This is a genomic window from Tabrizicola sp., from assembly GCF_022842145.1.
GTDB lineage: Bacteria > Pseudomonadota > Alphaproteobacteria > Rhodobacterales > Rhodobacteraceae > Tabrizicola.
Window position 1 is genome coordinate 577,974 of the sequence record NZ_JALHQD010000002.1, and the last position, 21,548, is coordinate 599,521.

Annotated in this window: 16 protein-coding genes; 7 read left to right on the forward strand and 9 right to left on the reverse strand. The window is 66.9% G+C overall.

All coding sequences use genetic code 11. From position 1 onward, the window contains the following. Positions 1-3 precede the first annotated feature (3 nt). Together Q0C42_RS07870 and Q0C42_RS07875 are read right to left on the reverse strand one after the other, a co-directional pair. Complete coding sequence (locus Q0C42_RS07870; RefSeq protein WP_295074254.1) at positions 4-3,111, reverse strand: efflux RND transporter permease subunit; 3,108 nt, start codon at positions 3,109-3,111, stop codon at positions 4-6. A 3-nt stretch (positions 3,112-3,114) separates the two neighbouring features. After that, entirely contained in the window at positions 3,115-4,251 is a 1,137-nt protein-coding gene (locus tag Q0C42_RS07875) for an efflux RND transporter periplasmic adaptor subunit (protein WP_295074255.1), read from the reverse strand. Between the two features lie 293 nt (positions 4,252-4,544). On the opposite strand from Q0C42_RS07875, the gene Q0C42_RS07880 reads away from it, so the two are divergent. Continuing rightward, a complete protein-coding gene (locus Q0C42_RS07880) occupies positions 4,545-6,203 on the forward strand; it encodes an enoyl-CoA hydratase-related protein (protein ID WP_295074256.1) in 1,659 nt (552 codons plus the stop codon). Between the two features lie 10 nt (positions 6,204-6,213). Here Q0C42_RS07880 and Q0C42_RS07885 read toward each other — a convergent pair whose 3' ends face one another. From Q0C42_RS07885 to Q0C42_RS07905, 5 genes are read right to left on the reverse strand one after another with little or no spacing between them, the layout of a single operon-like run. Next, complete coding sequence (locus Q0C42_RS07885; protein WP_295074257.1) at positions 6,214-7,146, reverse strand: HAD-IIA family hydrolase; 933 nt, start codon at positions 7,144-7,146, stop codon at positions 6,214-6,216. Beyond that, a complete protein-coding gene (locus Q0C42_RS07890; protein ID WP_295074258.1) occupies positions 7,139-7,906 on the reverse strand; it encodes an SDR family NAD(P)-dependent oxidoreductase in 768 nt (255 codons plus the stop codon). Before Q0C42_RS07890 ends, Q0C42_RS07885 begins: the two co-directional genes overlap by 8 nt. A 3-nt stretch (positions 7,907-7,909) precedes the next feature. Beyond that, the gene (locus Q0C42_RS07895; RefSeq protein WP_295074259.1) at positions 7,910-8,470 is read right to left on the reverse strand and encodes an SIS domain-containing protein; all 561 of its coding nucleotides are present in this window, start codon (positions 8,468-8,470) and stop codon (positions 7,910-7,912) included. Beyond that, positions 8,467-9,807, reverse strand: a complete 1,341-nt coding sequence (locus Q0C42_RS07900; RefSeq protein ID WP_295074260.1) for a sn-glycerol-1-phosphate dehydrogenase — start codon at positions 9,805-9,807, stop codon at positions 8,467-8,469. The genes Q0C42_RS07895 and Q0C42_RS07900 overlap by 4 nt, the downstream gene beginning before the upstream one ends. Beyond that, a complete protein-coding gene (locus Q0C42_RS07905) occupies positions 9,804-10,865 on the reverse strand; it encodes an ABC transporter ATP-binding protein (protein ID WP_295074261.1) in 1,062 nt (353 codons plus the stop codon). The genes Q0C42_RS07900 and Q0C42_RS07905 overlap by 4 nt, the downstream gene beginning before the upstream one ends. A 138-nt stretch (positions 10,866-11,003) precedes the next feature. On the opposite strand from Q0C42_RS07905, the gene Q0C42_RS07910 reads away from it, so the two are divergent. From Q0C42_RS07910 to xylB, 5 genes are all read left to right on the forward strand, one after another. Further along, positions 11,004-12,344, forward strand: a complete 1,341-nt coding sequence (locus Q0C42_RS07910; protein WP_295074262.1) for a sugar ABC transporter substrate-binding protein — start codon at positions 11,004-11,006, stop codon at positions 12,342-12,344. A 105-nt stretch (positions 12,345-12,449) separates the two neighbouring features. Continuing rightward, positions 12,450-13,328, forward strand: coding sequence for a carbohydrate ABC transporter permease (locus Q0C42_RS07915; RefSeq protein ID WP_295074263.1), 879 nt, complete (start codon positions 12,450-12,452; stop codon positions 13,326-13,328). 1 nt (position 13,329) lies between these two features. Beyond that, complete coding sequence (locus Q0C42_RS07920; protein ID WP_295074264.1) at positions 13,330-14,157, forward strand: carbohydrate ABC transporter permease; 828 nt, start codon at positions 13,330-13,332, stop codon at positions 14,155-14,157. Between the two features lie 7 nt (positions 14,158-14,164). Then, positions 14,165-15,133, forward strand: coding sequence for a sugar-binding transcriptional regulator (locus tag Q0C42_RS07925; RefSeq protein ID WP_295074265.1), 969 nt, complete (start codon positions 14,165-14,167; stop codon positions 15,131-15,133). Continuing rightward, entirely contained in the window at positions 15,133-16,578 is a 1,446-nt protein-coding gene (gene xylB, locus Q0C42_RS07930; RefSeq protein ID WP_295074266.1) for a xylulokinase, read from the forward strand. Before Q0C42_RS07925 ends, xylB begins: the two co-directional genes overlap by 1 nt. A gap of 5 nt (positions 16,579-16,583) precedes the next feature. On the opposite strand, the gene Q0C42_RS07935 is transcribed toward xylB, so the two are convergent. Both Q0C42_RS07935 and Q0C42_RS07940 read right to left on the reverse strand, forming a co-directional pair. Further along, entirely contained in the window at positions 16,584-18,965 is a 2,382-nt protein-coding gene (locus Q0C42_RS07935) for a YbcC family protein (RefSeq protein ID WP_295074267.1), read from the reverse strand. A 15-nt stretch (positions 18,966-18,980) separates the two neighbouring features. Further along, on the reverse strand, positions 18,981-20,525 hold the full coding sequence (locus Q0C42_RS07940) for a proton-conducting transporter membrane subunit (RefSeq protein WP_295074268.1): 1,545 nt from the start codon (positions 20,523-20,525) through the stop codon (positions 18,981-18,983). Positions 20,526-20,623: 98 nt separating this feature from the next. On the opposite strand from Q0C42_RS07940, the gene Q0C42_RS07945 reads away from it, so the two are divergent. Next, a complete protein-coding gene (locus Q0C42_RS07945) occupies positions 20,624-21,496 on the forward strand; it encodes a LysR family transcriptional regulator (RefSeq protein WP_295074269.1) in 873 nt (290 codons plus the stop codon). The last annotated feature ends 52 nt before the right edge of the window (positions 21,497-21,548 follow it).

Genomic DNA, 21,548 nt, shown 5'->3' on the forward strand with positions numbered 1-21,548 from the left:
CCGTCAGAGCCGAGTGGCCGACAAGCTGGCTGCGTTATCAAGCTCGGTCTGCAGGCGGAGGGTTTCGGCCGAGCGGGGCTTGGAGAGGCCTGCCAGCAGAAGATAGGCCACGGGTGTCACGTAAAGCGTGGCGAGTGTCGCAAGGCCCAGCCCGCCGACGATGACCCATCCCAGGACTTCCCGCGCCTCGGCCCCGGCGCCCTGGGCGAGGACCAGGGGGACCCCACCAAGGACGGTGGCGATCATCGTCATCATGACCGGGCGGAGACGGACGACCGAGGCTTCCTCGATTGCCTGGCGGACCGTGCGGCCTTGTTCGCGGAGCTGATCGGCGAATTCCACGATCAGGATGCCGTTCTTGGCCATGATGCCCACCAGCAGGACGAGACCGATCTGGGAGTAGACGTTGATGCTGCCCCCGGTCAGGAGGAGCGCGAAGACGGCGCAGCCAATGCCAAGCGGCACCGTGGCCATGACAATCACGGCCGAGACAAAGCTTTCGAACTGGGCGGCCAGCACGAGGAAGACCACGGCAAGCGCGATGGCGAAGGTCACCAGAAGGCCGGAGGAGGTTTCGCCCAGGGTGGCGGCTTCAGCCATCGGGACGAGCCGCATGTTTTCGGCCAGAAGGTCGTCGGACATGGCCTGAACCTCGGCCAGTGCTGCGCCAAGGGGGAAGTCGGGGGTCAGCGAGGCGCTGATCGGCACCGACCGGCTTTGTGATTCGCGTCCGAGTTCCGGGGCGACCGGGCGTTCGGTCAGCGTCGCAAAAGAGGAAAGCGCCACCAGTTGGCCGCTGTCCGAGGGCACGAAGGTCCGCTCGAGGTCGCCGGGATCGTCGACCGGGGTTTCGGTGGACACCAGGCGGATGTCGTAGCTTTCGTCCTGCAGGAAGATCGTGCCCACGGTGCGTCCATCAAGCACCGCCTGCAGCGCCTCGCCGAGGCCGTCGATGCGGACGCCCAGGTCTTCGGCCCGGGCGCGGTCGATCTCCACGAAAAGCTGCGGCTGGGTGGTGTCGTAGCCAAGGCGCACCTGACCGAAGCGCGGGTCTTCTTCCATCTTCTCGACCAGGACCCGCGCCACCTCGGCCAGGTCGGCGTAGTCATCGCCCAACAGAGCGAAGGACAGGCCCTGTCCCGCGCCGCGGATGCCGAGCGAGTTTGGCTGGATCGCGAACGCGCGGACGCCGACGATGCTGCGCAGGCCTGCGGTCAGCTCGTCGCTGATCTCTTGCTGACTGCGGGTTCGGTCAGCCCAGTCGGCCAGCGTCACCACCATGAAGCCGCGGCTGCCGCCTCCGGTGCCCGAGATGGAAAAAACGCTGGTAACCTCGCCCGAGGCGCGCAGGGGTTCGACCAGAGCCTCGATCTCGCGCATCTTGCCGTCGGTATAGTCCAGTGCCACGCCTTGGGGGGCCGAGACCGATAGCAGGATTACGGAGCGGTCCTCGGCCGGGGTAAGCTCCTGGCGGAGCGTGGTGAAGGTGGCGAAGGCCAGAGTGGCGAAGAGAACTGCGACCGCGACGGCCACGAGCGGGGCATTCAGGCAGCGGCGCAGGGTCCAGGCATAAAGGCGCGACAACGCATCGCCGACCCGGTCCAGCCAGCCGCGCTTTTGGGAATGAGGCCGCAAGAGCCGTGCGGCCAGCACCGGACAAAGCGTCAGCGCAGTAACCGAGGAGAGGAGGACCGCGATGGCAAGGGTGAAGCCGAACTCGCGAAAAAGCCCGCCGGTCTGGCCGGGCAGGAAAGAGAGCGGCACGAAGACTGCTGCCAGGGTCACGGTGGTGGCGAGGACGGCGAAGAACACCTGTTCGGTCCCCAAGACGGCGGCCGCGCGGGCGCCCATGCCTTCGGATCGGCGGCGGACGATGTTTTCCAGAACGACGATGGCGTCGTCGACCACGATGCCGGTCGCAAGGACCAGGGCAAGGAGGGTCATGATGTTGATGGAGAATCCGACCAGCCAGATCGCCGCCAGCGTGCCAATCATCGCGACGGGGATCGCGACGACCGGGATCAGGGTGGCACGGGCGTCGCGCAGGAAGAGGTAGATCACCCCGGTCACGATCAGGACCGACAGGACCAGCGCCAGTTCGACCTCATGGATCGCGCCATCGATGAAATCGGCGCTGTCCGAGGTGACGTAAATCTGCACGTCCGGCGGCAGAAGCGGCTGGAGGTCGGCCACAACCGCGCGCACCGCCGCCGAGATGGCCAGCGAGTTGCCGTTGGCCTGCCGGATGATGCCAAGACCGATCCCCGTTTCTCCATTCGCACGCAGGACCGAGGCGCCGGGTTCGGGGCCAAGCGTCACCTGCGCGACGTCGCCCAGCCGGACGTCGTCGGCGATGGTCAGCGCCTCGATCTCTTCGGCGGTGGCGATGGCGGCCGTTGTGCGGACCTGAAGGGTCTGGCGGTCGGAAGAGAGCGCGCCTGCGGGAGACTCTTGCGCGACATTGGCCAGAACGGCGCGCAGGTCGGCGACGGTCAGCCCGCGTGCGGCCAACTGCATCAGGTCGATATCGACGCGGAACGCAAGCTCGCGGTCACCGAAGATCTGCAGATCGGCCACGCCGGGAGCGGCCAGAAGGCGCGCTTCGGCCAGGTCGCGGACGAGGGCGGTCAATTCGTCGGCGGTCAGTTTCGGCGAGGTCACGGCGATGCGCAGGATCGCGTCGGAATCGGCGTCGGACTTCACCACGCGGGGGGCGTCCGCCTCGTCCGGCAGGGACCCCGCCAGCCGCGCCACGGCGTCGCGCAAATCGGTGGCAGCGATGTCGAGATCGACGCCGTCCTGGAATTCGACCGTCACCCGGCTGGAGCCGAAGCGCGAGGAGGACGAGATCGTCTCGACCCCCGGAATCCGGCTGGCAGCCCCTTCGATCACCGCCGTGACCTCGCGGTCGATGGTTTCAGGGGAGGCGCCTGAATAGCTGGTCGAGATCGACACGACGGGGCGTTCCACGGCGGGAAGCTCTCGCACATCGACGCCAAGAAGTGCGGCGAGGCCCGCGATGACGATAAGTGCGTTCAGGACGAAGGCCAGAACGGGGCGGCGGACAAAAAGCGCGACGCGGTGGGACTGGTTCGGGGAGGGCGCTGACATCGCCTAGCTCCGCGGCGGGGTGACGATGACGGCCGATCCAGGGCGCAACAGATTGACGCCCTCGGTCACGACGAGGTCATCCGGGGCGAAATCGCCGTCCACCAGGACGAAGTCGGCATTCCGCTGCACGATGGCGACGGGCAGACGCGTCGCCTTGGTTTCGCGCACGACCCAGACATAGGCACCGTCCGACCCCCACTGGATCGACAGGGGATCGACGGCGGGATACTCGGCCCCCGTGAAGCCAAGATCGATGCGGAAGGCCATGCCGGCGCGCAAGCGGTCGTCGGTATTGGCAATGCTGGCCTTGACGCGGAGCGTGCGGCTGGCCTCGTCCACTCGGTTGTCCACGGCGGTGACCCGGCCCTGCACCTGGCTTTCGGGCAGGGAGACCGCGCTGGCGGTGACCGTGTCTCCGGGCTGGATCAGCGGGGCAAGCCGTTCGGGCACGCGGAAGTCGAGGGTGAGGGTGGAGCGGTCTTCGATCCGGGTGACGACGGTGGCGGTGGTGACAAGGTCGCCGGGCTGCGGTTCGATCAGACCGACAAAGCCCGCGATCGGCGCGACAAGCTGGTGGTCGGCAAGCGTGCGCTCGGCAAGCTGAAGTTCCAGTTCTGCCGTGCGCAGGGCAAGTTCGGCCTCCTGGCGCTGGAGCGAGGTGGCTGTGCCGGTCTGGGCCAGCTGATCCAGCCGGTCGACGGTGCGTTGCGCATCCTCCAGCACCAGGCGGGCGCGGTCGACAGAAAGCTGCGCGCCAGCGGGATCAAGCCGTGCGATCACCGAGCCGGCGGCCACCTGGTCGCCGGGTGCCACCGGAATTTCGATGATGCGCCCGGTCACCCCAAAGGACAGATCGGCCGCTTGCGCGCCAAGGCCGGAACCGATGACCGAAAGGATATCCTGCTGGGCGCGCATTTCGACCGGGATCGCCATGACCGGGACCTCGCCACCGCCCCGCGGGGTCTGGCCCGATTGCGCGGCGTCCGCATCTTCGGACGGCACGACCCCCGCCGTCGTCAGGGGGCCAAGAAGGCCGATCCGGTCAAGCCAGGGATGGGTCCCGGGGACGAAGCGGGCCGAGACCGGCACAGCCACGGCACCAAGCAGTGCGACGACGACAAGCTGGACGCCGAGCTTCATCCGAGACCTTTCCTGATTGTCCGCCTCCCCCTGCAGGGTCCGGACATCGTCAATGATGCATTTCGGACCAAGGCCCTGCACGAGACTTAAGCCGACAGGATACAAGGCAAGGCCCTGTCCCGTCCATCTGTCGCAGAATTGAGGCCGTGGCGTGCTGCGTTGAAGTCACCTTCGGTTGAACCAAGCCTAGTCCGCTGCCGCCCGGCTTTTGCGCCAGCGAGGTGCCGAATGGGCTGGACGCGACCCGGCATCTGCGGGATCAGAAGGGGCGGAGGCCGGCCGAAGGGGGTGAGATGAGTATCGTCAGCGTCGAGCATGCCGATGGGATTGCCGTCGTGACGGTGGACAACCCGCCGGTGAACGCCCTGAGCCAAGCCCTGCGCCAGGGTCTTTGGGAGACAGTGTCGGCCCTAGACGCGGACCCCTCGGTGCGGGCGGTGGTGCTGATCTGCGCGGGGCGTACCTTCATCGCCGGAGCCGACGTGACCGAGTTCGGAAAGCCGCCCGTCCCGCCGCATCTGCCCGATCTGGTGGACAGGCTGGAAGGGGCGGTCAAGCCCTGGGTGGCGGCGATCCACGGCTCTGCCCTTGGCGGCGGGTTCGAGGTGGCGATGGGCTGCCGGTTCCGGGTGGCGCTGGACAGCGCCTTAATCGGGCTGCCCGAGGTCAATCTGGGGATCGTCCCCGGCGCATCGGGCACGGTCCGCACGCCACGTCTGGCCGGGGTCGCGGTGGCGGTGGAACTGGTGACCTCCGGCCGCCCGGTCGCGGCCCCGCGGGCGCTGGAGACGGGGCTTGTCGATGCTGTCGTCTCGGGTGACCTGAAGGCGGAGGCCGTGGCTTTTGCGCGCATGGCACTGTCGCGTCCACTTCCACCGCCAGTGTCCGCCCGCCCTGTGGCATCGCCGGACCCCGTCTGGTGGGAGGCACAGCGCGAGGCCATCGCCCGGGAACGGCCGGGGGAAATCGCCCCGCTTGCTGCGCTGGACTGCCTGCGGCGCGCGGCCGAGAAGCCATTTGTGGAGGCGCTGGCCGAGGAACGGGCAACGTTCCTGCGCCTGCGCGGGTCGCCCCAGGCCGCCGCCTTGCGCCACATCTTCTTTGCCGAGCGCGCGGCACCACGCCCTGCGGTTCTGTCCGGTGTCCAGCCGCGGCCGATCCGTTCAGGTGCGGTGATCGGGGATGGCAGGACGGCGGTGGAGACGGCGGCAATCCTGCGCGCCGCGGGCGTGGCTGTTCACGCCTTTGGCGGTGGCGATGTTTCACTTCGAACGGTGGCGCAGGAGCCCGGACTGATCACGGCTGACCTCATCATCGTGGACGGGGAGGGCGACCCGGGCGAGGTGGCGGTCGCCCTTTCCACGCTGGGGCAGATTTGTCGGCCGGATGCGGTACTTGCCACTGCCTCCAGCTTGCCGGGTGTGCTGTCCCCGGACCTGATCGGCCCGGAGCGTTGTGTCGGACTGTGGTTCCTTGGGCATCATGGTGGCGCGGGATTGCTGGAAGTGGCCTCGTTTGCAGAGAGCTCTCCCGAAACACTGTCCACAGGTTTCGCGTTGGCGAAGCGCCTTGGCAGCATCCCTGTCCTGTCTGGTCCTGGCGGCTTCATCGCAACGCGCCTTCGGGAACGTTGCCGGGCGGCCGCAGACGCGCTTGTGGCAGAGGGTGTGCCTGTCGCCGACATCGCCGCGGCGTTGCGCGACTACGGCTTTCGGTGGGAGCCGTTCGAGGCAAAGCCGGATCCGGCTCTGGGGAGCGGGGCTTTGGACCGGGCGGTCACGGGACCGGCAGGTATCGCCCAGAGTCTGGTGGACGCGATGGCAGAGGAGGGGCGTGCCCTTCTGGCCGAAGGGGTCGCGGCGAAGGCGTCGGACATCGATCTGGTGGCCATCCACGGCTTGGGCTTTCCGCGCTGGCGGGGTGGGCCGATGTTCGCTGGCGGGATCGTCTGACCTTCGGGTCCTAGATACTGCCAATGATGAAGTCGGGGATCAGTCCCGATGCTGCGACGAAGGGGCGGACGTCCAGGCCGGCGAAAAGGCCGTGTTCGGTGACGAGGACGCTGCGACATCCCGCCGCCGCGCCGCCCAGCACGTCGGTGTGCAGTGTGTCGCCGACCATTGCCAGCCGGCCAGCGGCCAGGCCGGTCCGTGCGATGCCTTCCGCGAAGGCCTCGGGGAAGGGTTTTCCGAACCAGTGGGTCTGGACCGGGACCTTGTCGAGGAGGTCGTGGCCGAAAAGGCCCGGCTCCAGCGTCAGGCCGCCTTCGCGGGGTGCGACGATGTCGGGGTTGGCGATGACCAGAGGGCGGGGGCGCTGCTGAAGGGCGGTGACCAGCGCCTGTTGCAGGGCAGGGGTCCAGCGCGCGGTGGACAAGAACAGGACGCCGTCCGTATCCCGCAGCGCGGAGGGGTCGGCGACGGCGTCCACCAGCCGCGCCGGGATGTCAGCGAAGGTGTCGCCCGCGGCCGATATGGCGGCCCAGGTCGCGCCGGGGGCGATCTTCTCCAGCCGCGCCACGGCGACATCGCGTGAGGCCACGACCTCGTCGGCGGTAAAGTCGAAGCCGAGGCGGTGATACTTGGCCAGAAGCTGTTCGCGTGTGTAGCTGGCGGCATTGGTCAGGACCGCAAGGCGCTTGCCCCGCGCCCGCAGGGACCGCAACCGGGCCACGGCGCCCGGGATCGCGGTGTCGCCCACGTTCAGGACACCGAAAGCATCAAGAAGGAAGCCGTCGACATGGTCCGCCACCTCGTCCAGCGAGGGCAGGACCAGCGACTTGGCCGGATAATGGGCCAAGGGCAGGCGGGGACGGACCGCCTCATAGCGCGCGAAGGCCGAGGGCGCGTCCGAGACCATGTCGCCCGTACCGGCATCAAGGGAGACGTCAGACACTGGTGAACCCGCCTTCGACCATGAGAAGCGCGCCGTTGACCATGCTGGAGGCGTTCGAGGCGAGATACAGCGCGGCGTCCGCAATTTCCACCGGCTCGGCGAAGCGACGGGCGGGGGTGGCGTTGCGGAATGGGTCGCCCTTTTCGGGCTTGCCCCAGACTTCGATGCCCATCGGGGTCATCACAACTGTCGGGCAGATGGCGTTGACCTGCACATTGTGCCGAGCCCATTCGGCGCAGAGGGACTTCGTCAGCGCGTTGAGCCCGCCCTTGGATGAGGCATAGGCGGCGTGGTCGTCCAGCGCGATGACTCCGGTCTGGCTGGAAATGTTGATGACCTTGCCCCAGCGTTGCGCGATCATCGCCGGTGCCAGGGTGCGCGCGGTCAGGAATGGCGCGCGGAGGTTCACGGCCATCATCCGGTCCCAATCCTCGGTCGAGAAATCGACCGCCGGGGCGACATTGGCGATCCCGGCCGAGTTCACGAGGATGTCGATGGTGCCCCATTCGGAAAGGGCGCGTTCGCAGGCCAGGACGGGTTCGGTCGGGCTGGCCATCTCGGCCACGAGAGTCAGGCAGCGGCGACCTTGCGACCGAACGGCGGCGGCGGTGGCGGCAAGGTCCGCTTCGTCACGGCCAAGGGCGACGATGTCGGCCCCTGCTTCGGCGAAGACGCGCGCTATCTCGGCGCCGATCCCCTTCGAGGCCCCGGTGATCAGCGCCTTGCGGCCCTGGAGCGAAAAGCGGTCTTGCCAGGACATTTCTCACTCCAGGTTGGTATGGCGGGCGCGCATCGCCTGCGGGTCCACGGCTAGGTGGTCACGCAAGGCCAAGACCAGCAACTCGAACAGAAGAAACTGCGCGCCTTCAAAGAGGGAGCCCATCGGCAGGACCGAGGTGGCCGCAGCCCCCCGGTCGTTCGCCATCGTCTGGGCCGGGATCAGTAACACACGGTCGGCAGATCGTGGGGCGCTGCCGGTGGGCTGTGCGGTGAGGCAGGCGATGCGGGCCCCGGCTGCGCGGGCGACGCCGATGAGCCCGTCCACGGTGGAAAAGCCTCCCGGCCCCGCACTGACCAGCAAGAGATCGCCGGGTCCGACGGGCGGGCAGGACATGTCGCCCACCACATGCGCGTCAAGGCCCATGTGGTAAAGCCGCATGGCGAGCGCCCGCATCATCAGCCCCTCGCGCCCAACCCCGTAGCAGGCGATCCGCTTTGCCTGCGCCAACTCGATGATTATGCCGTTCAGTGCCTGGGGGTCGACCGCAGCCACGGCGTCACGGATTTCCGCAGCGGCGCGGGTGGCAAGGTCGGACAGCGTCATGTGCCCACCTTTGACTGCGCGGCCCGTGGCAGAGTGGCGACGGCAGCCTGATCAAGGAGGCCGATTTCGTCGAGGAGGTCGAGCACGGTGTAGCGGCTGCGCAGGAAGCGGGCTTTCAGGATGGTACGATAAAGGTAGGCCGGGTCGACGCCGATGTCTTCGGCCTCGACCGGGGCTCCGGCTCGCGCAAGGTGCCGGGACATCCGATCCGCGGTCCAGAGCCGCGCGCGCAGCCGGGCCGAGAGGTCGGGCCAGCTGGCGCGAAGGTGCGTCAGCCGGGCCAGAAGAGCTGGTCCCTCGACATGCTTGGCACGGGTTTCAGCGATGGCGCGTTCGGCAATCTCACCTGCGCCGAAGCGGCCTCGGATTTCGGCCTCCTTGTCGGCAAGGCTGGGCGCCTCGGCCGCGCGGCGCACCGGATCAAGGGCTGTCAGGTCGGTGGCGAGAAGCCAGTCGTACATCCGCAGCGCCGCCATCGTGCCCACCGCGACGCAGGCGCCGTGGCTGACCCGCTCGCCGCCGTGGTGGAGGTCGTCCATCTCCCACAAATGCGCGATCTGGTGGTCCGCACCACTGGCCGGGCGCGAGGAACCATGCGCCTCCATCGCGAGACCCACCAGTGTGAGACCAAGAAACAGCCCTTCAAGCGACTCACGGTCCCCGGCCGCGATCTTGTCGGGTTGCGAAAGCCACCCTTCGAGGCCGCCCTGCACCATTGGCCAGGCCACATCGTCGATGGCTTCGATCCCCAGGGCGTCCGCGATGATCCAGTCTCCCCCCGCCGGCACCTTGCCCGCAAGGTCGCCGTATCCCCAGCCGGTCATCTCGGGCGGGGCCGCGGCGATGACGTCGAGGTCGGCGAGCAGGACCTTGGCGGGACGGCAGGGGATGGTCTTCTTGAAGCCCTTCTCGGACAGGGGGGCACCCGCCGAGGTGTAGCCGTCCATGCTGGCGGCCGTGGCGACGCACATGTAGGGGATGCCGGCGGTAAAGGCCGCGTGCTTCACGACGTCGTTCATGACGCCGGAGCCGATGGCGATGGGCGTCTCTGCGGGCCTCAGGACAGCGCGCAACGAGTCGGCGAGGTCCACCGTGGGTTTCGGACGTGGCGCGGCGGGGATCACATGGCGGCGCGAGGCGATGCCCGCTGCCGTGAGAGCGGCCTCGACCGCTGCCCCCGCCGCTCCCCAGCCGCGATCATCGGCCATCAGCACAACGGGCCCGGCGAAGTGGCGGGCGTAGATCGCTCCCGCCTCGGCCAGCACGCCTCGGCCGATGCGGACCTCGGCCACGTTCGCTGACCGCGCGACAGCGTCCCGGATGAGGTCGCCGCTCATGCCGCCGCCCCGCCTGAGGCAAGCGTCCGGCCGTCTGCTGCAAAGTGGTGCTGGCGGTGGGGTGGCAGATCGAGTCCGATCCTCTCCCCGTGGTCCAGGGCGGTATCGCCATCGGCTCGGACCACCAGCGTCTGCCCATTGTCCAGCCTTACGTAAAGGTAGGCGTCGCCGCCCAGCGTCTCGGTCAAAGAGACGGTGGCCGACAATTGACCCTGACCGGCGGGTCGCAGGATCAGGTGCTCGGGCCGGATGCCAAGCTTGACGGTGCCCGTGGGGGCGGCGCCCAGAGTTGCGCCCTCGACCACCACCTGCCCGTCGCTCAGATCCACCGTCAGGAAGTTCATCGCCGGAGCGCCGATGAAGCCCGCGACGAATTCGGTGGCGGGACTGTTGTACAGATCCATCGGCGCACCGACCTGCTCGATGCGACCGGCATTCAGCACGACGATCTTGTCGGCCATCGTCATCGCCTCGACCTGATCGTGGGTGACGTAGATCATGGTGGCCTTCAGGTCGCGGTGGAGAGCCTCCAGTTCAACGCGCATCTGCACGCGCAGCTTTGCGTCGAGGTTCGAAAGCGGTTCGTCAAACAGGAAGACCTTCGGCTCTTTCACGATGGCGCGGCCGATGGCGACGCGCTGGCGCTGGCCGCCCGAAAGCTGACCGGGTTTGCGGTCAAGATAGGGTTCCAGCTGGAGGATGCGCGCGGCCTCGGCGATCCGCCTTTTGCGGTCGTCGGCGGCGAAATTGTTGACCTTCATTCCGAAATCCATGTTCTCGCGCACCGTCATGTGCGGATACAGCGCATAGGATTGGAAGACCATCGCCACGTCGCGGTCCGAGGGGGCAATGCGGGTAACGTCGCGGTCGCCGATGTGGATCGTGCCGCCCGAGATATCCTCCAGCCCCGCGATGGACCGCAGAAGCGTGGACTTCCCGCAACCGGACGGGCCGACGAAGACCGCGAATTCGCCGTCCGCAATGTCCAGAGAAACCGAATGCAGCGCCTGCGCGCCGCCGTAGAACTTGTTCACGTCTGACAGCCTGACCTCGGCCATGCCGACCCCTTCCTTCGCGCTGCATCCAGCCGCGCACTGCGATTTTTCCGGTTGACTCGTTCCGGTTTCGATACATTTATATGTGCAGCGTTACAAATGGAAGTCAACTCTGCAACGCTGAACCTTAGGGAGGTTACAATGAAACTCAAGTCGCATGTCAGCGCCCTTGCGCTGGCGTCCGCGTCGCTTGCCGGACTGGCCGGCGCCGCGCAGGCCTGGTCGCTGGAAGAGGCAGCCAAGCCCTATGCCGGGACCGAGCTTGAAGTGCTGTTCCTGGACCGTCCCGGCTACAACGCCGCGATCAAGATGCTGCCGGAATTCGAGGCGGCGACCGGGATTAAGGTCAACTACACGACAGTGCCCTATGAGAACGCGCTGGGTGAACAGGTGCGGGACTTCGTGGCCGGGGGCGACCTTGATATCGCGCTGATCGACCTGGTCTGGATGGGCAACTTTGCCGAGAACGGATGGGTCGTTCCGTCCGAGACCTTCATCAGCAATGCGGCCCTCGCCGACCCCGAACTGGACATGGGGGATTTCTTCCCGCTGATCCTTGATGCCTTCGGGTCGTGGAACGGGGTCAACTACGGCCTGCCGTTCGACAACTATTCGGGCCTGCTGTTCTACAACAAGTGCACCCTGGAAGCTGCAGGCTTCACCGCCCCTCCGGCAACCTGGCAAGAGGTGATGGACACCTATGGCCCGGCGCTGACCAAGGACGGCAAGTACGCCTATGCACTGCAATCGAAGCGCAACGAAACTCAGTCGGCCGACAGCTTCGCGCGGTTCCTCTGGCCCTTCGGCGGCAGCTTCCTGAACGCCGAGTTCAAGTCCAACCTGATGTCGCCGGAAAGCCAGGCGGGCCTGCAGTTCCGTCAGGACCTGATGAAGTTCATGCCTGAAGGCATCGTCGCCTATGACCATGCCGAGACGGTCAACGCCTTTGCCCAAGGCGACGTGGCGATGATCACCGAATGGTCGGCGTTCTATTCGACCGTCGTCAGCCCGGAAACCTCGAAAGTGGCTGATTGCGTTGCAATTGCACCGGAACCGACCGGTCCTGCGGGCCGGAAGCCGGCGCTTGGCGGGTTCTCGCTGTCGGTGGCGTCGCAGGCCGACGAGGCGGAGCAGGCTGCAGGCTGGCTGTTCATCCAGTGGGTGACGTCGAAGGCCAAGTCGGGGCAGTACCTGGAAATGGGCGGCGTTCCGGGCCGTCAGTCGGCCTATGCCGATCCGGCACTGGCTGAGACCTACAAGTTCATTCCCGCACTGGTCGAGTCGTGGAAGGAAGGCGTGCCGGAGTTCCGTCCGCGCTTTGCCGAATGGCCCGCGATCACCGAGATCGTGCAGGAGTGGGGCACCAAGATGATGCTGGGTGAAGTCAGCATCGAGGAGGGCTCGAAGATGATCGGCGAGAAGATGGAAGCGGTTCTGGCCGAAGCCGGCTACTACGACGGCAAGAAGCCTCTGGCCCAGTGATCCGGGCGCTGTAAGCTCCTCCCAGGAGACGTGCCGAAAGGCATGAACAGGCCTCCGTCCCTTGTGGCGGGGGCCTTGCCACCGCAAGACCGAAACGAGGTTTCAATGTCGTTCCGCGTGCCTCGGCGCACGATCGCCGCCTTCCTTGGCCCTGCCGTTGCGGCGCTGGCCATCGTCGGCATCGCCCCCTTGCTGTACGCGGTGTGGAAGAGCCTGCACTACTTCAACTTGACCAAGCTGGCGCAACAACGCTTCGTGGGCCTGGAAAACTATGCGGCGGTCCTGAGCGACCCGGTCTTCTGGCAGGCGATGGGCCGGACCGGCCTTTTGTTCATCATCGCGGTGCCGATCCAGATTTCACTTGGCCTCTTGATCGCACTGGTCCTGCACCGCCCGGGACTGACCTTCTGGAAGACCCTGACGCGGCTTTCCTTGGTGCTGCCGATGGCCACGACCTACGCCGTCGTGGGACTGCTGGCGCAGGTGATGCTGAACCAGAAATACGGCGTCATCAACCAGATGCTGGGCTGGGTCGGCGTGGATGCGATCAATTTTATCGGCGACCCGACAAATGCATTCATTGCCGTAGTGATGTGGGACATCTGGCAGTGGACGCCATTCGTGGCGCTGGTCCTGCTGGCCGGCCTGGCGACCGTCCCGCCCGAAATCGAAGAGGCCGCGAAGCTGGAGACGAAGTCGAACTGGACCGTACTCCGACATGTGCAACTGCCGTTCCTGATCCCAAGCCTTGTGGCCGTGCTGATCCTGCGGACGGCGGATACGCTGAAGTTGTTCGACATGCCCTTTACCATGACGCGGGGCGGGCCGGGGTCTGCCACCGAGTTCATTGCCGTCCTGATCGAGCGGGTCGGCAACCGCCAGTTCGACATCGGTATGGCTGCGGCGCAGTCGATCATCATGCTGGCGATCACCATCATCCTCGCCCGGCTTTACATCCGTCTTTTCTACCGCGAGGTCCGCTGACATGGCCGCTCCCATCCAACGCCGCAGCCTTTGGGGTGAGGGCCTCCTCCTTCTGCTGATCGGGGTTTTCTGCGTCTTCCCGTTCTACTGGATGGTGACGACCAGCCTGAAGACGCAGGTCGTCGCGCTGGAATCGCCGCCGGTCTGGTGGTTCACACCCACGCTGGCGAATTACTGGGAGGTGCTTTTCGTCGACAAGGTCGGCCCGGCGCTGATCAACTCGATCATCGTGGCGGTTTGCACCACTGCGCTGGCCGTGGGTTTGGGCACACCCGCAGCTTACGCGCTGGCGCGGTTCGAGTTTCGCGGCAAGACCGACCTGTGGTTCTGGTTCATCACCAACCGCTTCGTGTCACCCGTCGTGTTGGCTTTCCCCGTCTTCCTGATCAGCCGCGAGCTTGGCCTCCGCGACACTCATCTGGCGCTGATCCTGATGTATCTGACTTTCACACTGCCGATCGTGATCTGGATCTGCACCGACCAGTTCCGGTCGATCCCGCGCGAGCTGGACGAGGCCGCGATGCTGGAAGGTGCCAGCCAGTGGCGGATCTTTCGATCGATCTGCCTGCCCTTGGCGATGCCGGGGGTCGCCGTCAGCAGCATTCTGTCGTTCATCTTCTCGTGGAACGAGCTTCTCTTCGCTTACATCCTGGCCCCGAAGGCAGCCAAGACCGCCCCGGCGATGGCGGTGACGTTCATGGAGGGTTACGATGTGCCTTACGGAAAGATCATGGCCACATCGACGCTGATCGTCGTCCCTGTCTTGATCTTTGCGCTCCTGGCATCAAAACACCTTGTCCGGGGCCTCACCATGGGGGCCGTGAAGTAGGGTCCAGATGGCGCGCGCACCGAAGCTTCCGCAAATCGATACCGAGGAGAGGTTCCTGGCTCAGGTCGCCTGGGCTTACCATGTCGAGGGCCTGACCCAGGAGAAAGTCGCCGAAAAGCTGGGTGCAACCCGGTTGCGGGTCAACAAGGCCCTGTCCGAGGCGACGGCGCGGGGGCTTGTCCGCATTACCTTCAACACCGCCTTCGCGGCCTGCGCCGAACTGGAGGCAGCCCTTCGTGCCCGGTTCGGCTTGCGCCAGGCCTACGTCGCTCCGGCACCGATGGAGCAGCGCGACGTCCAGATGATCGTGGGCGCGGCCCTTGGAAACCTGCTTTCGGAAGTGCTTGCCGACCCCGTGGTCCGCCTGTTCGGCATGTCATGGGGCGGTACACTGAACATCGCCACCCGCTTTGTCGCTGCGATGGAACGCCCCGACCTTGAGGTGATGAGCGTGATGGGCGGCCTGACGCGCGGGTCCGACCTGAACAGCTTCGAGATCACCACGCGTCTCGCCGACCTTCTGGGTGCGCAGCACAGCTACTTCACCGCGCCACTTTACGCAGGGTCCCGGGAAAGCAGGGACACGATCATGCAGCTCGACGTGTTCCGCGAAGTGCTGGAAAAGCTGCGGGGCGTCGATGCGCTGGCGATGGCGGCGGGGGACATCTCGAAGAACTCGCTGCTGATGCGGGACGGGTTGCCGGGGGATGTCACGATGGACGAGTTGCGCGCACTTGGTGCGGTGGGCGATGTCCTGGGTGTGGTGATCGACGCCGATGGCCATCCCATCGCGCATCCCATCAACGAGCGCGTCATCGGCATCGGGCTGGACGACCTTGGCCCGATCCCGAACGTTATCCTGGCCGCAGGGGGGCCGCACAAGGTTCTGGTGGTGCGCGCTGTGCTGAAGCGGGGCGTGGTGAATACGCTGGTGACCGACGAGGCGACGGCCCGCGCGCTGCTGGGAAGCGGCTGATGGCGCTGCATATCGGCATTGACCTTGGAACCTCCGGCATCAAGGCAGTGCTGATCGAAGACTTGACCCGCGTCGTGGCCGTAGCCGCCGAGCCGGTGGCCGTCCGCCGCCCGAAGGTGGGCTACAGCGAACAGGATCCTGACCTTTGGGTATCTACCGTACTGGCCTGTCTGGACCGGCTTGCGGCCGACGCTCCACGGGAGATGGCCGCAGTCCGGGGGATCGGGCTTTCGGGTCAGATGCTTTGCGCGCTGATCCTGGACGAGGGGCTTCGCCCCCTGCGCCCGGCGATGCTGTGGAACGACCAGCGCGCGCTGGTCGAATGCGACGAGTTGCTGGCCGCCGTTCCTGACATCGGGCGGCGCACGAACGGCACGCCCGATCCCGGCATCACCGCGCCGAAACTGATGTGGCTGCGGAAACATGAGCCGCAACTCATGGACCGGGCGCGGATGCTGATGCTGACGAAGGACTATGTCCGGCTGGCGCTGACCGGAGAGGTCGCCACGGAACCCTCGGACGCGGGTGGAACCCAGCTTCTGGATGTGGCGTCCGGCCAATGGGACGGGGGCCTGTGTGCGATCGTCGGCTGGGACCCGGTTTGCCTGCCGCCGATCCTGCCAAGCTGGGCCGAAGCCGGTCGGCTGAAGCCCGATCTTCTGCGCCGCTGGGGCATGGCCGGACCGGTCGCGGTTGCCGCCGGGGCCGGGGACAACATGGGGTCCACGCTTGGGGCAGGGGGGGCGCGGCCGGGAGACGCAGTGCTGACCATCGGCACCTCGGGCGTTGCCTGCATCGTGGACGGTGCCTTCCATCCCGGACCAGAGCGGGCGATCCTGACCTCGGCACATGTCGTGCCGGAGGTTTTCCTGTCGATGGGGGTGGTGATGTCGGCTACGGCCAGCCTGGACTGGGTCGGGCAGCTGACCGGACGCCGGGTTCCCGAGCTGGACGCCGAGGCGGGAACTTTCGTGGCCCAACAGGGGCCCGCCACGGCGCCGGTCTTCCTGCCCTGCCTGACCGGCATAAGGACTCCGCTGAACCGACCTGACATGACCGGACGCATCACCGGCCTGCATCCCGGTGTCACCCCGGCCATGCTGGCCTATGCGACGATGGAGGGCGTGGCCTTCCAGTTCGCAAGCTGCATCGCCGCGCAGGAGGAGGTCGGCGTTCGGCCCGAACGCTTCACCGTGGTCGGCGGCGGGACCCGCAGTGCGTTGTGGCTGACGCTGCTTGCCACGGCGCTAGGCCGGACCGTCCATCTGATCGACGGGGCCGACATGGCCGGTCCTTGCGGTGCCGGTCGGCTGGCGGCCGTCGCTGCCGGTGCCCCGCTGACCTGCCTGCAAGAACCGGTCGCACCGACCCGGGCCATCGAGCCGGATCGGGGCCTTGCCGATATCCTTGCCGACCGCCGCGCGAGGATGTGGGCCGACCTCTAGGGTCGTTACGCCGCAAGGACCGCGATGGGCGAGCTTGTCTCCCAGTTGAGGTCCCGGCGGTAACGCGCAGAGATGCGGCCGTCCTGCAGCGCAAAGAGGTGGAGCCAGCCGTTGTCGAACAGCTGCCGCACGCCGTGGTGCTTGCGCAGGATCTCGGTGATCGCCTCGACGGGGGCCTCGACCATGACTGATAGCCGCAACGGATCGTGGGCCGGGCTCGCCCCGTCATGCAGCGTCTGGACCGGAAGACCGGGCCGCAAGACGCCGCCGTTGCCTTCGACGACCCCGATCCCGCCGACGACATTGTGGATCAGCTTGTTGCCGCCCCCGAAAAGCTGCGGGGCGACGGCCGAGCCGTAGTATTGCAGGCTGATCCAGGATGCGACGACGACGGGGGCAGTCAGGATCAGTTCCAGAGTGCCGAAGCCCTGGTCGGCCTGCCAGTTGTAGCTGTGCAGGAAGGCCCGGCCCTGCAGGTCGCGGCCCGCCGTCGCGGTCCGGGGCGCGGCAATGAAGGCGGCACAGCCCGCAAGACCCCATTCGGGCCGCACCTCGGCCCAGTCGGCAGCGCGCTTCGCCAGGGTCTCGCCCTTCGCCCCGGGCAGCCGAAGGGCGCGCTCGCCGCGGGTAAGTTTGCCAGCGGCCGTAAGCCAAGCTTCGGCTTGTGTCAGGTCGGCTGTGTGGTCGGCGGCGGGCGCGTCGCGGTAAAGCGTGACCTTGTCCGTGACCGTATCGTGCAAACCTGCGACGAACAGCGTGTCTTCGGGAAGCGTCAATCCCAGGGCAGGCAGACCGGCACGGGTTTCCGGGTCGTTCAGGAGCGCGGCAAGCAGACGGGACGAGACCTCGCCGGTCTGACCGCAGCAGGCGCCGCAGTGGTAGGCGCTTTCGTGTGGGTTGTTGGTCACCTGAGCCCCGTGGCCGATCAGCAGGACCAGCCGGGCGTGGCCCTCGGTCAAGCTCATGGCCCGAAGGATCGCCGCCGCCGTTTGCGCTTTTGCTTCCGCCGAAAGGCCACCCTCGATCTGCGGCAGCCGACCGGGGTGCAGGCCATTGCCGCCAAGGCCCAGGGCATCACGGACAAGCTTGCCGCCATAAACCGGGCCCGCTGCTTCGACGAAGGCGAAGGAGGATACCGCCGCCTGCCGGAACCGGCCCCAGGCGCGCTTGGCGCGAGCCTTGATGCGGGTCTCGGTCTCCACGCCGTCGTCGCCATGGCTGGTGGAGATCATGGCGGCATTCAGGAGCGCGGGCAGGTGGGCCTGAAGTTCATCGGTGCCCTCGGGGCGATGGGCGACGGGCAGGCCGAAAAAGCCCGCGAAGCCGATGGTCTCGATCTGGTCGCCCTGGGCTTCGAGCGCCCGGCGCAGGACTTCGGAGCGGACGTCGATGCAGAAGGCGGCCTGCAGGGCAGGGCGGCCAGTGCGCGGGGTGGGGCCAGACAGAAGCGCCGCAAGCTTGCGCTGGTGAGCACGTTCCGCCGCGTCCTGCAGGACAGCGTCCAGCGCCTGGTCGGGCGTGGGCAGGAGCGGCAGCGAGTGGGCGACCACTGTGGCCTGCCAGTCTGCCGCGATGGCGGGCGCGTGTGCGAGAAGCGCCTCTTCCCAGACCAGTCGGATCGCCAGAAGATCGGTCAGCGTGGCATCGGTCCCGCCTTGCAGTTCCGCCTGCCAAAGCAGCCAGCGCGCGTGCATCGGCCAGCCGCCCATGTCGACGATAAGCCTGTGGAATGCGGTTTCGGCCGCTTCACCCGTCAGTCCCAGCCGCTCGGCGGCGCGCAGGATGGCACGCTCGGCGGTGTCGGGGGCTTCGGAGACATGCGCGCAGAAGCCGGTCAGTCCGGCGATTTCCGGAGTAAGGTCATGGGTAGCCCATTCCCGCCATGCGGCATACGCGCTGTGGCCGGGCCGGGGTGTCCAGAGCGCCTGGCCACGGTCGAAGTAGCCCGCAGCCCACAGGCCGAAGCTGCGATCGATCACGGCAGGCCAGTCGGTTCCGGTCGCCTCCGCCGCGAGCTGTGCCACCGTGGGCAGAGCCTGCGGGGCGGCTGCCGGCGTCAGCATCCGCGTCCTCGCCCAAGCCAGATCGCGGGGCTTCACCGGGCAAGCCGAGGCGATCAGCGCGGCGGCAAGGTCATCGTCCGTGATCTCGCCCGCGGCGACTTTTGCCGCCAGCTCGGCGCGCGGTTGCGTCAGGGCGATTCCCGCCACCCGCGCCAGCCGGGCCGAAGTCTGGGCCAGATCCTCATGCGCCTGGCCGAGGAAGGGGTTTACAGCCACGGTGGCATCCAGCGGGAAGGCGGGCGGGATGGCGCGGGCGGCGGCTTCGGCGGCAAGCAGAAGCTGCGAGGACCGCGAGGGCGTGATTTCTGTGTGCTTCAAGAACATGGAAAACTCCATCGGTCAGGCTTTCGGAGCCGTCCGGAAGCCGCCGATCAGGCGGTCCAGCAGCGCGTTGAGGTAAAGGCCGTTGGCAAGATGCACCCGCAGCCCGGCGGTCGACGGGTGGTGCGCCCAGAGCGGGAACAGCGCCTGCGCAAAGGCGACCAAACCGAAGCTGAGGACGGCCAGCACGATCAGCGCCCATTCCAGCGGCCCGGCGACCGGGGCAGGGGGCAGCGAGGGACCCCAGATGGCCTGGGCTGCGACCTGGAAGCTGAAGTAGGCCAGCGCGGCCCCCAGTGAAGCGGCGGCGGTGCGCCGGGTCAGTGTTCCCGGTGCGGTATCGGCCAGACCTTGGGCGATCAGGTAGGAGACGCCGAAGATCAGGATGGTGCCAAGAGCCAGCGCCTGTGCCGATTTCTCTCCCAGAAGGGTCGTGAAGGCCGCAGCGACGGCGACGTAAAGCACCAGCGCGAGAGCGAAGGACCGGGCCACGGCCCAAAGGCCGGGAACAGCCACGGGGCCGGGCTTGCGCACCGCGTTCACCGCCTGGACGGCGCTTCCCGAGGAGAGGAACGCATGGGCCTTGTAAAGCGAGTGGGCGACGATGTGCAAAAGTGCCAGCGCCCAGAGCCCCAGCCCGCATTGCAGAAGCATGAAGCCCATCTGCGCCACGGTGGACCAGGCTAGTGCTGTTTTGACCGCGCTTTGTGTCAGCATGACCAGCGCCCCGAACAGCGCGGTGAAGCCGCCGATCATCACCAGCGCCGCCATCGCGCCGACGCTGTGCTGAACCAGTCCGGACAGCGTGATCAGAAGCACTCCGCCAGAGTTGATGATGCCCGCGTGCAGCAGGGCTGAGACGGGGGTCGGGGCCTCCATCACCTCGGTCAGCCAGCCGTGCAGCGGGAATGCGGCGGTCTTTAGGGCTGCGGCGAGGACTAGGAGGGCGACGGCAAGCTCGGCGAGCGGGGGCAAGGTCGGGAAGGCGGTCAGGGCTGCGATGTCGACGGTGCCAAGGCTTTGCCACAGGAGGAGCGAAGCGGCGATCAGTGCAATGTCGCCGGCGCCCCAGACGCGGATGAACTTGGCCGCGGCCCGCTGCGCCTCGGGTCGGTCGGGGTAGAAGAGGAGCAGGTTGCGCAGGATCAGCCCCGTGGCCAGGAAGCTGAGGATCAGGACCGGCAGGCTTGCGGCCTGGACCAGGAGCAGGACCGAGGCGATGGCGGCCAGGGTCAGCGCGTGGAAGCGGCCTTCCTGCGCCTCGCCGTCGAGATAACGGCGCGCAAAACGGGCGACGACCCAACCCACAAAAGCCACCAGCAACCCGAGCGTCACGCTGATGACGTCCAGCCTCACAAGCGCCAATCCGCCAAGCGTCAGCACCTGCGGTCCGGTCAGCCAGAGCTGGATCAGACCGGCTAGCGCCATGCCGATGGCTGCAAGAGTTGCCGCTTCAGCAAGCTGGGGCAGGCGTCCGGGACGACGACCAGAATTCGCAGCGAGGGGAATGGCGGCGCCCAGCACGAAGGCCGGTGCAAGGGAAAGAAGCGGCAAGGTGGTCATCGCGGTCTCCGAGCTTGGGCAGTTCGGGGCGATCTATCAGTTGCCAATCCTTCAAAAAATTACATATATTCACGCAGAACGTTCTGTTGGGTAGAATAATGGCACCATTGAACCTGCACCACTTGCGACTTTTCCGCGCTGTTGCCAGTGACGGAACCCTGACCGGGGCCGCACGAAGCCTGAACCTTTCGCAATCGGCGTTATCTAGCCAGATCAAGGCGTTGGAAGCCTCCTTGGGGCAGGATCTTTTTGAGCGCCGGGGAAGGGGGCTGGTCATTACCGAGGCCGGGCGCATTGCATTGGATCATGCCGAGGCGATCTTTCGCACCGCCGACGACCTGACGGCCACCCTGCGCGAAACCGGGAGGATGCGCCGTGCTTTGCGGGTGGGCGCATTGGCAACCCTGTCGCGCAATTTCCAGATGCAGTTCCTGCGGCCGTTGATCGGGCGGGCCGATGTCGAGGTCGTTCTGCGGTCCGGGTCGCTGGAGGAACTGCTGCGCGGTCTGGAAGGATTGGCGCTGGACGTGATCCTGACCAACGTCGCTCCGGCGCGGGATGCCACGAGCCACTGGCTTGTGCACCGACTGGACGAGCAGCTGGTCAGTCTGATCGGATCGCCTGCCCGGGTCGGCACAGTGCCGCCGCCGCTGCGGGACCTGCTGGCCCTGCATCCCCTGATCGTGCCCACCCGCGAAACCGGCTTGCGGGCCGCATTCGATGCCTTGGCCACCCGACTGGGCGTGACTCCGATCTTCGCCGCCGAAGTCGACGACATGGCGATGATCCGCCTTCTGGCACGCGCCGACGCCGGGCTTGCGATCATTCCGCCGATTGTCGTGCGCGACGAACTTCTGTCGGGCACCTTGGTCGAGGCTAGCCGGCTGGATGGCATCGGCGAGACGTTCTTCGCGGTGACGCGGACGCGTCGGTTTCCCAATCCCCTGCTTGTGGAGGTTCTGCCGGGTTGAAACGGAGATCATGCGTGGTTTGACAAGTTGGTGTCAGATTTACATGTTGCCC

Bases quoted from the DNA above. Each gene is read 5' to 3' on its own strand.
- Q0C42_RS07870 (WP_295074254.1), bottom strand. From the start codon at position 3,111: ATGTCAGCGCCCTCCCCGAACCAGTCCCACCGCGTCGCGCTTTTTGTC.
- Q0C42_RS07875 (WP_295074255.1), bottom strand. From the start codon at position 4,251: ATGAAGCTCGGCGTCCAGCTTGTCGTCGTCGCACTGCTTGGTGCCGTG.
- Q0C42_RS07880 (WP_295074256.1), top strand. From the start codon at position 4,545: ATGAGTATCGTCAGCGTCGAGCATGCCGATGGGATTGCCGTCGTGACG.
- Q0C42_RS07890 (WP_295074258.1), bottom strand. From the start codon at position 7,906: ATGTCCTGGCAAGACCGCTTTTCGCTCCAGGGCCGCAAGGCGCTGATC.
- Q0C42_RS07895 (WP_295074259.1), bottom strand. From the start codon at position 8,470: ATGACGCTGTCCGACCTTGCCACCCGCGCCGCTGCGGAAATCCGTGAC.
- Q0C42_RS07900 (WP_295074260.1), bottom strand. From the start codon at position 9,807: ATGAGCGGCGACCTCATCCGGGACGCTGTCGCGCGGTCAGCGAACGTG.
- Q0C42_RS07905 (WP_295074261.1), bottom strand. From the start codon at position 10,865: ATGGCCGAGGTCAGGCTGTCAGACGTGAACAAGTTCTACGGCGGCGCG.
- Q0C42_RS07910 (WP_295074262.1), top strand. From the start codon at position 11,004: ATGAAACTCAAGTCGCATGTCAGCGCCCTTGCGCTGGCGTCCGCGTCG.
- Q0C42_RS07915 (WP_295074263.1), top strand. From the start codon at position 12,450: ATGTCGTTCCGCGTGCCTCGGCGCACGATCGCCGCCTTCCTTGGCCCT.
- Q0C42_RS07920 (WP_295074264.1), top strand. From the start codon at position 13,330: ATGGCCGCTCCCATCCAACGCCGCAGCCTTTGGGGTGAGGGCCTCCTC.
- Q0C42_RS07925 (WP_295074265.1), top strand. From the start codon at position 14,165: ATGGCGCGCGCACCGAAGCTTCCGCAAATCGATACCGAGGAGAGGTTC.
- xylB (WP_295074266.1), top strand. From the start codon at position 15,133: ATGGCGCTGCATATCGGCATTGACCTTGGAACCTCCGGCATCAAGGCA.
- Q0C42_RS07935 (WP_295074267.1), bottom strand. From the start codon at position 18,965: ATGTTCTTGAAGCACACAGAAATCACGCCCTCGCGGTCCTCGCAGCTT.
- Q0C42_RS07940 (WP_295074268.1), bottom strand. From the start codon at position 20,525: ATGACCACCTTGCCGCTTCTTTCCCTTGCACCGGCCTTCGTGCTGGGC.
- Q0C42_RS07945 (WP_295074269.1), top strand. From the start codon at position 20,624: ATGGCACCATTGAACCTGCACCACTTGCGACTTTTCCGCGCTGTTGCC.